This window comes from Bordetella saccharivorans, from assembly GCF_045862855.1.
Classification (GTDB): domain Bacteria; phylum Pseudomonadota; class Gammaproteobacteria; order Burkholderiales; family Burkholderiaceae_B; genus Bordetella_A; species Bordetella_A petrii_F.
In genome coordinates, this window is record NZ_BAAFZO010000001.1 from 2614694 (window position 1) to 2628929 (window position 14236).

12 protein-coding genes are annotated in these 14236 nt (G+C 67.7%); 6 read left to right on the top strand and 6 right to left on the bottom strand.

What is annotated here, in order from left to right; all coding sequences use genetic code 11:
• Nucleotides 1–45 precede the first annotated feature (45 nt).
• Both secA and ACKTT0_RS12530 read left to right on the top strand, forming a co-directional pair.
• Nucleotides 46–2790, top strand: coding sequence for a preprotein translocase subunit SecA (gene secA, locus ACKTT0_RS12525; RefSeq protein WP_407850200.1), 2745 nt, complete (start codon nt 46–48; stop codon nt 2788–2790).
• Nucleotides 2791–2799: 9 nt separating this feature from the next.
• Complete coding sequence (locus ACKTT0_RS12530; protein WP_407850201.1) at nt 2800–3516, top strand: VOC family protein; 717 nt, start codon at nt 2800–2802, stop codon at nt 3514–3516.
• A 535-nt stretch (nt 3517–4051) separates the two neighbouring features.
• On the opposite strand, the gene ACKTT0_RS12535 is transcribed toward ACKTT0_RS12530, so the two are convergent.
• Complete coding sequence (locus ACKTT0_RS12535) at nt 4052–4585, bottom strand: cysteine dioxygenase family protein (RefSeq protein WP_407850202.1); 534 nt, start codon at nt 4583–4585, stop codon at nt 4052–4054.
• Nucleotides 4586–4793: 208 nt separating this feature from the next.
• On the opposite strand from ACKTT0_RS12535, the gene ACKTT0_RS12540 reads away from it, so the two are divergent.
• Both ACKTT0_RS12540 and ACKTT0_RS12545 read left to right on the top strand, forming a co-directional pair.
• Entirely contained in the window at nt 4794–6056 is a 1263-nt protein-coding gene (locus ACKTT0_RS12540; RefSeq protein WP_407850203.1) for a D-amino acid dehydrogenase, read from the top strand.
• 31 nt (nt 6057–6087) lie between these two features.
• Nucleotides 6088–6549: an Lrp/AsnC family transcriptional regulator gene (locus ACKTT0_RS12545; protein ID WP_407850204.1), complete on the top strand. Its 462-nt coding sequence runs from the start codon at nt 6088–6090 to the stop codon at nt 6547–6549.
• Nucleotides 6550–6560: 11 nt separating this feature from the next.
• Here the strand turns inward: ACKTT0_RS12545 and pagP are convergent, their stop codons facing one another.
• The 4 genes from pagP to ACKTT0_RS12565 all read right to left on the bottom strand — a co-directional run bounded on the left by pagP (nt 6561) and on the right by ACKTT0_RS12565 (nt 10218).
• Nucleotides 6561–7112, bottom strand: coding sequence for a lipid IV(A) palmitoyltransferase PagP (gene pagP, locus ACKTT0_RS12550; RefSeq protein WP_407850205.1), 552 nt, complete (start codon nt 7110–7112; stop codon nt 6561–6563).
• Nucleotides 7113–7233: 121 nt separating this feature from the next.
• Nucleotides 7234–8697, bottom strand: a complete 1464-nt coding sequence (mgtE, locus tag ACKTT0_RS12555) for a magnesium transporter (protein WP_407850206.1) — start codon at nt 8695–8697, stop codon at nt 7234–7236.
• An 11-nt stretch (nt 8698–8708) separates the two neighbouring features.
• Nucleotides 8709–9116 carry an acyl-CoA thioesterase gene (locus ACKTT0_RS12560; protein WP_407850207.1) on the bottom strand — a complete coding sequence of 136 codons (408 nt, stop codon included), beginning with the start codon at nt 9114–9116 and terminating at the stop codon, nt 8709–8711.
• A gap of 58 nt (nt 9117–9174) precedes the next feature.
• Nucleotides 9175–10218, bottom strand: a complete 1044-nt coding sequence (locus ACKTT0_RS12565) for a YeiH family protein (RefSeq protein WP_407850208.1) — start codon at nt 10216–10218, stop codon at nt 9175–9177.
• A gap of 113 nt (nt 10219–10331) precedes the next feature.
• On the opposite strand from ACKTT0_RS12565, the gene ACKTT0_RS12570 reads away from it, so the two are divergent.
• On the top strand, nt 10332–11228 hold the full coding sequence (locus ACKTT0_RS12570; RefSeq protein ID WP_407850209.1) for a LysR family transcriptional regulator: 897 nt from the start codon (nt 10332–10334) through the stop codon (nt 11226–11228).
• A 44-nt stretch (nt 11229–11272) separates the two neighbouring features.
• On the opposite strand, the gene ACKTT0_RS12575 is transcribed toward ACKTT0_RS12570, so the two are convergent.
• Nucleotides 11273–12475 (bottom strand): M20 aminoacylase family protein, encoded by a 1203-nt coding sequence (locus ACKTT0_RS12575; RefSeq protein WP_407850210.1) that lies wholly within the window; start codon nt 12473–12475, stop codon nt 11273–11275.
• Between the two features lie 81 nt (nt 12476–12556).
• Between ACKTT0_RS12575 and ACKTT0_RS12580 the strand changes: the two genes are divergently transcribed.
• Entirely contained in the window at nt 12557–14230 is a 1674-nt protein-coding gene (locus ACKTT0_RS12580) for an AMP-binding protein (protein ID WP_407850211.1), read from the top strand.
• Nucleotides 14231–14236 lie beyond the last annotated feature (6 nt).

Consider the following 14236-nt stretch of genomic DNA (forward strand, 5'->3'; position numbering starts at 1 on the left):
GGGCCCATCCGGGGCCGGGCGTCGCCGGCGCCGCCACCGACACGCATGGTTTCTCTGCTCAAAAAACTCATAGGCAGCCGCAACGACCGGCTGCTTAAGCAGTATCGCAAGCTGGTTACCCAGATCAACGCCCTCGAATCCAAGATCGCGGCGCTATCCGATTCGGAACTGGCGGCCAAGACCGAAGAATTCCGCAACCGCCACGCTCAGGGCACCTCGCTGGACGACCTGCTGCCCGAGGCCTTCGCCGTCGTGCGCGAAGCCGGCAAGCGGGTCTTCGGCATGCGCCATTTCGACGTCCAGCTGCTCGGCGGCATTGCGCTGCACAACGGCAAGATCGCCGAAATGCGCACCGGCGAGGGCAAGACCCTGATGGCGACCCTGCCGGTGTACCTGAACGCCATTGCCGGCAAGGGCGTGCACGTGGTCACGGTCAACGATTACCTGGCCCGCCGCGATGCCGAATGGATGGGCCGGCTGTACCGCTTCCTGGGCATGAGCACCGGCGTGGTGGTGCCCCAGCAGCCCAACGACGAGAAGATCGCCGCCTACCGGGCCGACATCACCTATGGCACGAACAACGAGTTCGGTTTCGACTACCTGCGCGACAACATGGAATACCGCGTCGAGGACCGGCGCCAGCGCGGCCTGTCGTACGCGATCGTCGACGAAGTGGACTCCATCCTCATCGACGAAGCCCGCACGCCGCTGATCATTTCCGGCCAGGCCGAAGACCATACCGAGCTGTACGTGCGCATGAACGCCGTGCCGCCGCTGCTGACGCGCATGGCGTCCGAGCCCAAGCCGCACGAGCCCGAGCCCGAGGGCGACTACTGGGTCGACGAAAAGAGCCAGCAGGTGTTCCTGTCCGAGAAGGGCCACGAGAACGCCGAGCGCATCCTGTCCCAGCAGGGGCTGCTGCCCGAGGGCGAGTCGCTGTACGACCCGCGCCATATCGCGCTGATGCACCACCTGATGGTGGCGCTGCGCGCCAATACGCTGTTCTTCCGCGACCAGCAGTATGTGGTGCAGGACGGCGAGGTCGTCATCGTCGACGAATTCACCGGCCGCCTGATGGTCGGCCGCCGCTGGTCCGACGGCCTGCACCAGGCGGTCGAGGCCAAGGAGGGCGTGAAGATCCAGCACGAGAACCAGACGCTGGCTTCCATCACGTTCCAGAACTACTTCCGCATGTACGACAAGCTGTCGGGCATGACCGGCACGGCCGACACGGAAGCGTATGAATTCCAGGAGATCTACGGCCTGGAAACCGTCATCATCCCGACCAACAAGCCGATGGTCCGCAAGGACCAGAACGACCAGGTCTTCAAGACCGCGCAGGAAAAGTACAACGCCATCCTGGGCGACATCCGCGACTGTCACGAGCGTGGCCAGCCGGTGCTGGTGGGCACCACCAGCATCGAGAATTCCGAGCTGCTGTCGGGCCTGCTCAAGCAGGCCAAGTTGCCGCATGAAGTGCTCAACGCCAAGCAGCACGCGCGCGAAGCCGAGATCGTGGCCGAGGCCGGCAAGCCGGGCCACATCACCATCGCCACCAACATGGCCGGCCGCGGCACCGACATCGTGCTGGGCGGCAGCGTCGACAAGCAGGTCGACCTGCTCCGCGCCGACGAATCGCTGTCCGATGCCGAAAAGGAAGCGCGCATCGAGAAAGTGCGCGCCGACTGGAAGCCGGCCAATGAACAGGTCAAGGCCGCGGGCGGCCTGCGCATCATCGGCACCGAACGCCACGAATCGCGCCGTATCGACAACCAGCTGCGCGGCCGGGCCGGCCGCCAGGGCGATCCGGGCTCGTCGCGCTTCTACCTGTCGCTGGAAGATCCGCTGATGCGCATCTTCGCGGGCGACCGCGTGCGCGGCATCATGGAACGCCTGAAGCTGCCCGAGGGCGAGCCCATCGAGGCGGGCATGGTGACGCGTTCCATCGAGACGGCCCAGCGCAAGGTCGAAGGCCGCAACTTCGATATCCGCAAGCAACTGCTGGAATACGACGACGTCGCCAACGACCAGCGCAAGGTGCTGTACGCGCAGCGCAACGAGGTGCTGGAGGCCACGTCGATCCGGGCGTCCGTCGAGGGCCTGTGCGAAGCCGCTGCCACCGAGCTGGTGCGCCAGTACATTCCCGCGGATTCGGTCGAGGAACAATGGGATGTCGCCGGCCTGGAGAAGGCGCTGGCCGCCGACTGGCAGATCCAGCTTCCGCTGGCGGACATGCTGGAGAAGGAGTCCAGCCTGACCGACGAAGACGTGCTGGCGCGCGTGATCGAGGCGGCCCGCAAGGTCTATGACGGCAAGATCGCCCAGGTGGGCGACGAGGCCTGGTCGCAGTTCGAGCGCTCGATCATGCTGCAGGCCATCGATACGCACTGGCGCGAGCACTTGTCCGCGCTGGATTACCTGCGCCAGGGCATCCACCTGCGCGGCTATGCGCAGAAGAATCCCAAGCAGGAATACAAGCGCGAAGCGTTCGAATTGTTCTCCGGCATGCTCGACCGCATCCGCGACGACGTGGTGCGCGTGCTGTTGACGGTACGGGTGCAGTCGGCCGAGCAGGTCGAACAGGCCGCCGAGGCCGAGGCCAGCCAGCCGCATGTGCAGAACGTGCAGTATCACCATTCCGATTACGACGAGGCGCTGGCCGGCACCGATGCCGACGCGCAGCCCGCGCAGCAGCCGGTGCGCAATTTCGTGCCCAAGGTCGGCCGCAACGACCCGTGCCCGTGCGGCAGCGGCAAGAAGTACAAGCACTGCCACGGCAAGCTGGCCTGAGACGCCGCCATGCTGCACAGCGCCGACTGCACCGAGTTCGACCATGCCGTGGTCATGGTGCGGGACCGCCTGGAGTCTCTGGCGCCGCACTTCGAGCGGCAGGGCTTCCGCCTGAGCGAAACGGCGGTGCACAACCTGGGGTCGTGCAATCGCCTGATCGTGCTCGATGGCACTTACATCGAACTGCTGGGCTGGCCGCCCGGCCCGCCACCGGCGCGCAAGGAGATCGCCGATTCGCCCTTCGGCCTGGAGGCGCTGGTCTTCCGCACCCACGACGCGGAAGGGACTTACCGGCGCCTGCGCGATGCAGGGTTCGCCGTGAACCCCGTGCAGGAACTGACCCGTCCCGCACGGATCGATGGCCGCGAGATGCAGGCGCGCTTTCACACGGTGCGTTTCGCCGAGCAGCCCATACCGGGCATCCGCATGTATTTCTGCCGGCACCTGACGCCGGAGTGCGTCTGGGCGCCCGCGCTGATGGCGCACCCGAACGGCGCGCTGCGCATCCATCGCATCGAGGCGCGCGCCGCCGACCCGCGCGCCGTGGCGCAACGGCTGGCCACGGTGGCCGATGTGACGGCGGTGCCGGTCGGGGCGGGTTGGGATGTGCCGTTGGGCAACCTGCGCCTGCATGTGACGCAGGATGCGGGTACGCCGGCGGCCCTGTCGTCCTTGACGCTCGAGAACCGCGACGGGTCCCACTACGCGCTGGATACGGGCGTTTAGCGGCGCGACGCAGACGCTCTGTCCATAGATCGAGCGGCTTCGGTTTTGAGCGGGGAAGGATGTCTTGGTAGGACGTCCAGGCCGGCGCTGGGGAAGGCGGACCGGCCACGTCGCTCGGCTCGGGCGCGCTACCAGGCGCCCTCGGCCCCCTGCGGGGGCTGCCCTCCCTCCAACTGGCCGGCCCGCCTTCCCCAGCGCCGGCCTGGACTCACAGCGGTGGCATGCCTCACATTGCTGGTGTCAGACACCCCGCGCGCACAGCCGCGCTAGACGACGTGCATGGGGTGTCTGACACCGATCAGACACCGGCGTCGCCTATTGCGCGCTACACGTTGGTGCCTGCACCGCCATGGGACATTGCGAGCCCACGCGTGCCGGCGGGGCCTGGGCGGCCAGTTGGAGCGAGGGGAGCCCCCGCAGGGGGCCGAGGGCGCCTGGTGGCGCGCCCGAGCCGAGCGACGTGGCCGCCCAGGCCCCGCCGGCGCGCGCGGGCGTTAAGAACTCAATACCGGCCCATCAGACCTGAAAACACCGCCTAGCCTCCGGCACTCGCGACCACATGGTTGATACCCGTCTGGGCATCCGCCCGCGCCACGCCGTAGATGTGCAGCGAGATGGCGATATCGTCCCCGGCGTTGCGCAGCCGGTGGATACGGTCCAGTCCCTGCGTCGCCGTGACCGCATCGCCGGGCCGGCGCAGCGCTTCTCCCACGGGCCGCGCCAGTTCACTGTCCGCATCCCACCGGTAATGGGTCTCGCTGAGCTCCCCCTGCAATACCCGGTAAGTGCACCAGGTCTTGTGGCCGTGCACAGGCGTTGCCTGTCCGGGACGCCAGACCAAGTAGAAAATAGTGAAACTGCCGTGCGGATCGCTGTAGGCGATGTGGCGCAGATAGGTGTCCGGGCTGCCCTGGCGCAGCGTCTCCGGCAGGTGGGCCAGCATGCCGCGCAGGTCGGCATCGGCGGAAGCCAGTTCGTCCAGCAGGCCGCGCGCTGCATTTTGCTGCGCCGCACGCACCGTGGCGCATAGCGAGTCCAGGCAGGAGTAGGCAAGCGTGGCAGCAGGCATGGCGAGGCAATGGCAGAGTAGACGAGACCTTCCATGCTAGGCCTTGCGCCTGGAATCATTTTGCGAAATCGGGGGCGATCGACCGGGTCGCGGGAAAAATTTTTGCCTTGGCTGTCCCGCCGGCCCGCCAGGCTTTATGACACCCGCCGCAGCCGTCATAATGCGCGCTGGCAGGGGCCCGCGCGGTGCGGCACCCGAAGGAGCTTGCATGAAGGTCGCAGTATTGGGGGCGGGTGTGGCCGGCGTCGCGGCCGCTTATTACCTGTGGCGCGACGGGCATGAAGTCGTCGTGCTGGAACGCCAGCCCGGCCCGGCGCGCGAAACCAGCTTCGGCAATGCCGGCGGCCTGTGCCCCAGCTTCGCCGGCCCCTGGGCGGCGCCCGGCATGATCGGCAAGGTGCTGAAAATGGCCTTGCAGCGCCAGGCGCCGATCCGGTTCTCGCTGTCGCCCAATCCGCGCAAGCTGGCCTGGCTGGCGCGCTGGCTGGGCAACTGCAACGCCGAACGTTTTCGCGCCAACAAACTGCGCATGCAGCGCGTCGCCCACTATAGCGATGCCTGCCTGAAAGCCTTGGCTGGCGCGGGCCTGCCGGTCTCGTTCGACTACCACCAGGACGGCACGCTGCAGGTGTTCCGCAGCGAGGCCGACCTGAAAGCCGTGCCCGCCATCACCCAGGCGCTGGATGAATACGAAGTGCCCTGGCAGCGGCTGGACGAAGCCGGCGCGCGCCGTCTGGAGCCGGCCCTGGCCGCCACCCGCGCGCCCATTGCCGGCGCCCTGTACCTGCCGCGCGACGGCTCCGGCGACAGCCACAAATTCGCCACCGGCCTGGCCGACTACCTGGCGGGACAGGGGGTAGTGTTTCGCTATGGCGCCCGCATCCGTGCGCTGGTACGCCAGGGCGACCGCATCGAGGGGGCATGGGTCGAGGGCGAGGCCGGCCTGTGCGCCGCCGACGCCTACGTAGTGGCGCTGGGCCCGCAGGCGCCGTTCCTGCTGCGGCCGCTGGGCATCGCCCTGCCCATCTACCCCCTGAAAGGCTATTCGATCACGGCGGCCATTGCCGATCCGGCGCGCGCGCCACGGGCGGCCATCATGGACGAATACAACAAGGTCATGATCTCGCGCCTGGGCGACCGCCTGCGCGCGGCCGGCATGGCGGAACTGAAGGGCTACGGGCTGGCGGTGGACCCGGCGCGCGTAGCCTTCCTGAAAGGCGTGGCGCGCGAATGGTTCCCGGCCGGCATCGACATCGATGGCGCGCAATCGTGGGCCGGCCTGCGTCCCATGACGCCGGACGGCCCGGCCATCCTTGGCAAGACCCGCTACGCCAACCTGTACCTGGACTGCGGCCATGGCTCCAATGGCTGGACGCAGGCCTGCGGAACAGGCAAGATTGTGGCCGACATCGTGGCCGGCCGTCGGCCCGAAGTCGACCTGGAAGGCCTCACGGCCGACCGCTATGCCTGAACGCTGCCCTGCCGCTGCCCGAGAGAACGCCATGGACCAGACGGATCTGAAGATCCTGAGCCTGCTGCAGAAGGATGCCACGCGCCCGGTGGCCGATATCGCCGAGCAGGTCAACCTGTCGGTCACGCCGTGCTGGCGCCGCATCCAGAAAATGAAGGAAGACGGCGTCATCGAGCGTACCGCCGTGCTGCTGGACCCAAAGGCGCTGGGGCTGAACCTGACCGTGTTCGTGTCCATCAAGACCAGCCAGCACAACGCCAAATGGACGCAGAGCCTGATCGGCGCCGTCATGTCGCTGCCGAACGTCGTCGAGTTCCATCGCATGGCGGGCGACATCGACTACCTGCTCAAAGTGGTGGTCGAGGACATGGCCGCCTACGACCGCTTCTATCGCCGCCTGATCGAAGCCGTGGACCTGCTCGACGTGAGCGCGAGCTTTTCCATGGAAGTGATCAAGAGCACCACCGAGCTGCCGCTGGACGGCCAGGGCTAGCCGTCCCGGTCCTAGAACGACCAGCGGCCGAACATGAACAGCACATTGCCGTTGCCCTTGCCGCCGGGAATGTACGTGGCATACAGGGTCGCGTCGCGGTAGCCGGCCGAAACCAGCGGTAGCAGCCCCGGGAACGGGATGTGGTTGAAAATGTCGGCGCGCGAAGTCAGGAACACCGTATAGCCGGCCCCCAGGCGCCAGTTGTCGCCGACCCGGCCGATTTTCTGGAATGCATAGCCCGCCAGCGGCTCGATCTTGCTGTGTGAATCCAGGAACGCCATGGCGTACAGGGCCTGCCAATCGCCGTCCTCGTCGTACAGGCTCTTGCCCAGCCCGCCGCCCCAGGCCAGCTCGTTGAAGCTGTCGATCTTCTTCTTGCTGTAGGTAGCGCGGTTGTGCCAGGAATAGCCCGTGAGATAGAGGTCGTTGCCGCCCTCGTTCCAGATCTGGCCGATGCGCTGGCAGGCCGCCTGCGTCCAGGAGGGCAGGTCCGTGCATGCGGAAGCGGCAAACGCGGGGAGGCAGAGCAGGCAGAACACCGCTGCCCGGAGCTTGGCGGTCATGATGTCTCCGAAGGCGAGGGGCGCGGGCGCATGGCGCGCCCGGCGGTTGCTTTCAATGATGCCGCGCCCGGGCGCGCCGTGCGCTACGGGATGTTTCCCAATGTGGACCGGGTGTATCAGCCTACAGCAGGAAGATCGTCGCCAGGCCCAGGAAAATGAAGAAGCCCAGCGAGTCGGTGGCGAAGGTCAGCAGCACCGACGACCCGATGGCGGGATCCTTGCCGAAGCGGGCCCGCACCATGGGCACCATGACGCCGACCGAGGCGCCCACCAGCATGTTGCAGATCATGGCGGCCATCATCACGATGGCGATCGACAGCGAGCCGGAGATGGTCCAGGCGAACAATGCCGCCACCACGCTGCCGCACAGGCCCACCAGCAGGGTGACCAGCATTTCGCGCTTGACCAGTTGCCACAGGTTGCGGCCGGTGATGCGGCCCACCGCGAGCGCGCGGATGATCATGGTCATGGTCTGGTTGCCCGAGTTGCCGCCGATGCCGGCGACGATGGACATCAGGAACGCCAGGATGACGATCTGGCTGACCGTGGCCTCGAAGCGCGAGGCCACGAACGAGGCGGTGGCCGCGGTGCACAGGTTGAACAGCAGCCAGGGCGCGCGGTTGCGCAGCGCCATCGCCACCGGCGCGAAGATGTCTTCTTCCTGCAGGCCGGCGCGCGACAGCGCTTGCTCCTGCGAGTCTTCGCGCATGACGTCGACCACGTCCGCGATGGTGACGCGGCCGATCAGGCGGCCCTGGTCGTCCATGACCGGCGCGGACACCAGGTCGTAGCGTTCGAAGGCGCCCGCCGCGTCGGCGTCGGAATCGAGCGGGTTGAGCGTGAGGAAGTCGGTGCTCATGACCGCGCGTACTTCGGTTTCCGGCTCGCTGACCAGCAGCCGCGACAACGGCAGGATGCCCTGCAGCTTGTCCTGGCGGTCTACCACGAACACCTGGTCGGTGTGGTCCGGCAATTCGTGCAGGCGGCGCAGGTAGCGCAGCACGACTTCGAGCGTGACGTCCTCGCGGACGCGCACCATTTCGAAGTCCATGATGGCGCCCACGCTGTCCTCGGGGTAGCCCATGGCCTCGAGCAACTGGGCGCGCTCTTCGTCGGTGAGGCCCTTCTGCACTTCGGCCACCACGTCGGGCGGCAGGTCGGGCGCCAGGTCGGCCAGCTCGTCGGCATCCATGTTGCCGGTGGCGGCGACCAGGTCCTGGCGGTCCATGGCCTCGATGAGGGATTCCCGCACCCAGTCCTCGACCTCGAGCAGCACGTCGGCGTCGTGCTCGGGGCTGACCAGGCGCCAGACGTTCTGGCGCTCGTCCTTGGGCAGCGATTCGAGGATGAAGGCGATGTCGGCCGGATGCAGCGCGTCGACCAGCGCCTTGAGCTCGGCCTCGTGCTGGCGATGCACCAGGTCTTCGACCAGCGAGGCCTTGTTGTCGCCCTGTTCCTGGCGATGGACGAGGTCCTCGACCAGTTGCTGGCGGCGCAGGCGTTCCTGGACCTCGGCCAGCGCGTGCTGGGCGTCTTCCGGGTCCAACCGGCGAGGCGTCTTGGTCGCGGCGTCGGGCTGCGTCATACGGATACGGCTCAGAGGGTGGGCAGGGGGCGGCTGCGCCGGGCTTCGTCGGTGGCGACGTAGGTCAGGGTCGCCTCGGTGACCTTGACCACTTCGGCGTCGAGGCGCTGGCGCTCGGCGTAGACCTCGACCGATACGGTAACCGATGTCGTGCCCGTCTTGACGATGGATGCGTAGAAACTGAGCAGGTCGCCCACGAATACCGGCTGCTTGAACTGGAACGCGTTGACGGCCACCGTGGCCACGCGCCCGGCGGCGCGGCGGGCCGCCGGCACCGAGCCGGCAATGTCGACCTGGGACATGATCCAGCCGCCGAAGACGTCGCCGTGGATGTTGGCGTCGGCCGGCATCGGCATGACGCGCAGGACGGGCTCCCGGCCGGTGGGCAGCGTGGCGGAGGTATGGGTGGCGGAAGGCATGGCCGGCTCCTGTGTAGAGACCGGCCGATTATGCAGGAAAACGCCGCCGCGATGCGGCTCAGGTGGCGAGCTTGACGATGCCGTAGCCGCCCAGCAGCAGCCAGGCATACAGGATGAGGCCCAGCGCCATGACCCGGGGCCCCGCCTTGCGGATCTGGCCGAAGCGCGTTTCGATGCCCAGCGCGGTCATGGCCATGGTCAGGGCGAACACGTCGAGCCGGCGGATGGCGGTGACGACGTCGTCGGGCAGGATGGCCAGCGAGTTGACGATGGCCAGGGCCAGGAAGCCGACCGCGAACCAGGGCACCGGCAGGCGCGCCTTGGCATGGCCGGGCTCCGCGTGCGCGGCCTTGCTGCGCAGCCACAGGCCCAGCACCAGCAGGACGGGCACCAGCAGGGCGACGCGGGTCATCTTGACGATGGTCGCGACTTCCGTGGTGGCGGGATCGATGTTGCTGGCCGCGCCGACCACCTGCGCCACTTCGTGCACGGTGCCGCCGATGTAGATGCCGAGCGCCTGGGTGTCCAGCGGCAGCCAGCCCGCGTGGTACAGCACCGGGTACAGGAACATGGATAGCGTGCCGAACAACACGACCGTGGCCACCGCCACCGCGCTTTTGTGGGGAGCGGCGCGCAGGGTGGGTTCGAAGGCCAGCACGGCGGCGGCGCCGCAGATGGCGCTGCCCGCCGCGGTCAGCATCGCGGTGTCGCGGTCCAGGCCGAGCAGGCGCTGGCCGAGGGCGGTGCCCAGCACCAGGGTGCCGACCACCACCGCGACCGAAACCGCCAGGCCGGGCAGGCCGACCGCGGCGATCTGCTGGATGCTGATATTCAGGCCATAGAACGCCACGGCGATGCGCAGCAGGCGCCGCGCCGTGAAATTGACGCCGGCCGCCCAGTCCACCGGCATGGTGCCGCGCAGGAAATTGCCATACAGCATGCCGCACACAATCCCGACCACCAGCGGCGAGAAGCCGAGCGCGCGGATGGCCGGCAGGTCGCTCAGCTGCATGACGGCGACCGTCATCAGCGCCACGAACAGCACGCCATTGAGCTTGTCGCGCCAGGGAGTTGGCAAGGAAAGGGCAGATGTGGAGGACATGGTGTAATGCAATAACTAAATAACTAGAAGCAATATTATTAAATTCCGCCGTACTATTTGGGAAATTTTTAATTTTGATATTAAATATTGGAAATCCTGATATCTAGCCGCGCATGACCCCAGACCAGCTCCTGACCTTCGCCTATGTAGCCGATACCGGCAATATCAGCCGGGCGGCGGGCCTGCTGCATTTGTCACAGCCGGCGGTATCCGGGCAATTGCGCCTGCTGCAGGACTGGTTCGGCGAGCCGCTGTACCGGCGCAGCGGCCATGGGGTCGCGCTGACTGCGGCCGGCGAGCGCCTGGCCGAGCAGGCACGCCAGCTGCGCCAGGTATACAACCAGGCCCATGCCGCCCGGGAAGCCTGGCGCGGCCTGGAAACCGGCACCTTGCGGCTGGGCGCCAGCACCACTCCCGCCAGCTACTTGCTGCCGGCCCTGGTGGCGGATTTCCGGCGCCGCTTCCCGGCGGTCAGCCTGCACCTGTCCGATGGCAACACGCGCGACATTGTCGAGCGCCTGCCGGGGTTGGACCTGGCATTCATCGAAGGCGAAGTGCCGGCGGGGCTGCCGGCCGACACGGCGGTCCACAGCTGGCAGCAGGACGAGGTGGTGGCGATCGCGCGCGCGGATCATCCGCTGGCCGCCAAACGGCAGGCGCGCCTGCGCGACCTGGCCGACTCGCCGTTGGTGATGCGCGAACCGGGTTCCGGGGTGCGCCAGTTGGTCGAGCGCGCTTTCGAGGCGGCCGCGCTGGCGCCCGCGGTGGGGCTGGAGCTGGCAGGGGTCGAGGGCGTCAAGCAGGCCGTGCGCGCGGGCCTGGGCATCGGCTTCGTGTCGCGCATGTCGATGCAGCACGAAGACGGCTCGCTGGCCATCCTGCGGCTGGCGCCGCGCCCGTTGACGCGCACGCTGAGCATCCTGGTGCCGCATGCCAACGCGTCGGCGCGCGTGGCCGGGCGCTTCCTGCAGGCTTGCCTGGCGCTGCCGCCGGTCGAGCTGGCGCGCTAGGGCCTGTTGCCGCTAAAACGCGCGCCGCGCAGGCGGCCCGTCTGCTAGCCGGCTGGCCGCGCCAGCCACTGGCGCGCCAGCTCCACCCAATAGGTGCCGCCCAGCGGCAGCAGTTCGTCGTTGAAGTCGTAGCTGCCGTTGTGCAGCATGCACGGGCCCATGCCGTGGCCGGCGGCGCGGTGCGTGCCGTCGCCGTTGCCGATCCAGACGTAGCAGCCGGGCATTTCCTGCAGCATGAAGGCGAAGTCCTCGGCGCCCATGGTGGGCTGCACGTGGTCGTCGACGTTGTCGGCGCCGACGATGCCGCGCAGCACCTCGGCGCAGAAGGCCGCCTCGCGCGCGTGGTTGATGGTGGGCGGGTAATTGCGGAAGAACTCGAACTCGACTTCGCAATCGAGCGCGGCGCAAGTATGGCGGGCGATTTCCCGCATGCGGCGCTCGATCAGGTCGAGGGTTTCGAGCGTGAAGGTGCGCACCGTGCCGCGCATCACGGCCTGGTTGGGCACCACGTTGTCGGCGCTGCCGGTGTGGATTTGTGTGATGCTGAGCACCGCGGCGTCCAGCGGATTGCGGTTGCGCGTGATGATGGTCTGCAGCGATTGCGCCAACTGCACCGCCGTCATGACCGGGTCGATGCCCAGGTGCGGCATGCCGGCGTGCGAGCCCTTGCCCTGGATGGTGATGACGAATTCGTTGCTGGAAGCCATGATAGGCCCGGCCGTCAACCCGAACTGGCCCACTTTCAGGCCGGGCCAGTTGTGCATGCCGAACACTGCCTCCATGGGAAAGCGCGTGAACAGGCCGTCGTCGATCATGCGGCGGGCGCCGCCGCCGCCTTCTTCGGCCGGCTGGAAAATGACATATACCGTGCCGGCGAAATCGCGATGTTGCGCCAGGTAGCGCGCGGCGGCCAGCAGCATGGCGGTATGGCCGTCGTGGCCGCAGGCGTGCATCTTGCCGGGGTGCTGGCTGGCGTGCGCGAAGGTGTTGGCTTCCTGCATGGGGAGGGCGTCCATGTCGGCCCGCAGGCCGACCGCGCGCGGGCTGTCCGCCTGGCCGCGGATGATGCCAACCACGCCCGTGCCGCCCAGGCCGCGGTCCACCTCGATGCCCCATTCCTGCAGGCGGGCGGCGACCAGGTCGGCGGTGCGGAATTCCTCGAAGGCCAGTTCGGGATGGGCGTGGATGTCGCGCCGGATGCCGGCGATGTCGTCGCGCCACGCGACGATGGGTTCGATCAGGTTCATCGGTAGTCTCGCTGGAATGGGCCGCAGGCAACAAGGGTATTATCAGACAAAATTTCCTATAACGATGCACGGAGGCCCACCATGTCGCGTCCCTGGCTCGCTCACTACCCCGAGGGCGTTCCCGCCGAAATCTCCATCGAACCCCATGCCTCGCTGACCGGCCTGCTGGACCAGGCGTGCAGCCGTTATGCGACGCGCGTGGCCTGCACGGCCATGGGCACCGACATTACCTACGCCGAGCTGGACCGCCAGGCGCGCGCCTTTGCCGGCTGGCTGCAGAGCCTCAGCCTGGCGCATGGTTCGCGGGTGGCCCTGATGATGCCCAACGTGCCCGCCTACCTGGCCTGCCTGCTGGGCACGCTGCGCGCCGGCCACGTGGTGGTCAACGTGAACCCGTTGTACAAGTCCGACGAGCTGCAGCGCCAACTGCTGGACAGCGGCGCCGAGGTCATAGTCATCCTGGAGAACTTCGCGCGCACCCTGCAGGACGTGACCGACCGGGGCGCATTGCGGCACGTGGTAGTGACCGGGCCTGGCGATCTGCTGGGCGGCCTGAAGGCGCCGCTGGTCAACCTGGCGGCGCGCTACGTCAAGCGCATGATCCCCGACTGGCGCATCGACGACGCCCGGCGCCTGCCCGCCGTGCTGGCGGCCGGCGCGGCCGCCTCGTTCACGCCGCCGGCGCTCAAGCTGGATGACGTGGCGGTGCTGCAGTACACGGGCGGCACCACCGGCGTGCCCAAGGGCGCCATGCTGTCGCACGGCAACCTGGTGGCCAACGTGCTGCAACTCGAGGCGGTGGCGCGGCCGGCCCTGCGCGACCTGGAGCGCACCCAGCTCACCATCATCAGCGCCTTGCCGCTGTATCACGTGTTCGCCATGACCGTCTGCGGCCTGTTCGGCATCTACGCGGGCATGCGCAACCTGCTCATCATCAACCCGCGCGACCAGGCCGCGCTGATCTCCGCGTGGCGCCGCGCCAATGTGAACATCTTCCCCGGCGTCAATACGCTGTTCAACGCGCTGGCCAACAATGCCGAGTTCGCCAAGCTGGATTTTTCCGGCCTGCGGCTGACCCTGGGCGGCGGTATGGCGGTGCAGCGCCACGTGGCCGAACGCTGGCTGCAAATTACCGGCCACCCGCTGATCGAAGGCTACGGCCTGTCCGAGACCTCGCCCGTGGCGACCGTGAACCCGACCAACACCAAGGAGTATTCCGGCTCGATCGGGCTGCCGCTGCCGTCCACCGACGTGGCCATCCTGGACGACGATGGCCGCGCCGTGCCGTTGGGCGAGCGCGGCGAGGTCTGCATCCGCGGCCCGCAGGTCATGCTGGGCTATTGGCAGAAACCCGAGGAAACCCGGCGCTGCATGACCGCCGACGGCTTCTTCCGCAGCGGCGACATCGGCATCATGGACGAGCGCGGCTATACGCGCATCGTCGACCGCAAGAAAGACATGATCGCGGTGTCGGGCTTCAAGGTCTACCCCAACGAGGTCGAGGCGGTCATCGCGGCGCATCCCGGCGTGCTGGAATGCGCGGTGGTGGGCGTGCCCGACGAACATTCGGGCGAGGCCGTGAAGGCGTTCGTGGTCAGGAAGGACCCCGCCCTGACCGAGGCGCAGGTGATCGCCTGGTGCAAGGAAAAGCTGACCGGCTACAAGCGGCCGCACGCGGTGGAGTTCCGCGACGAACTGCCCAAGAGCAACGTCGGCAAGATCCTGCGGCGCGAATTGCGGCCGGACGCCCAGTAGGCGGCC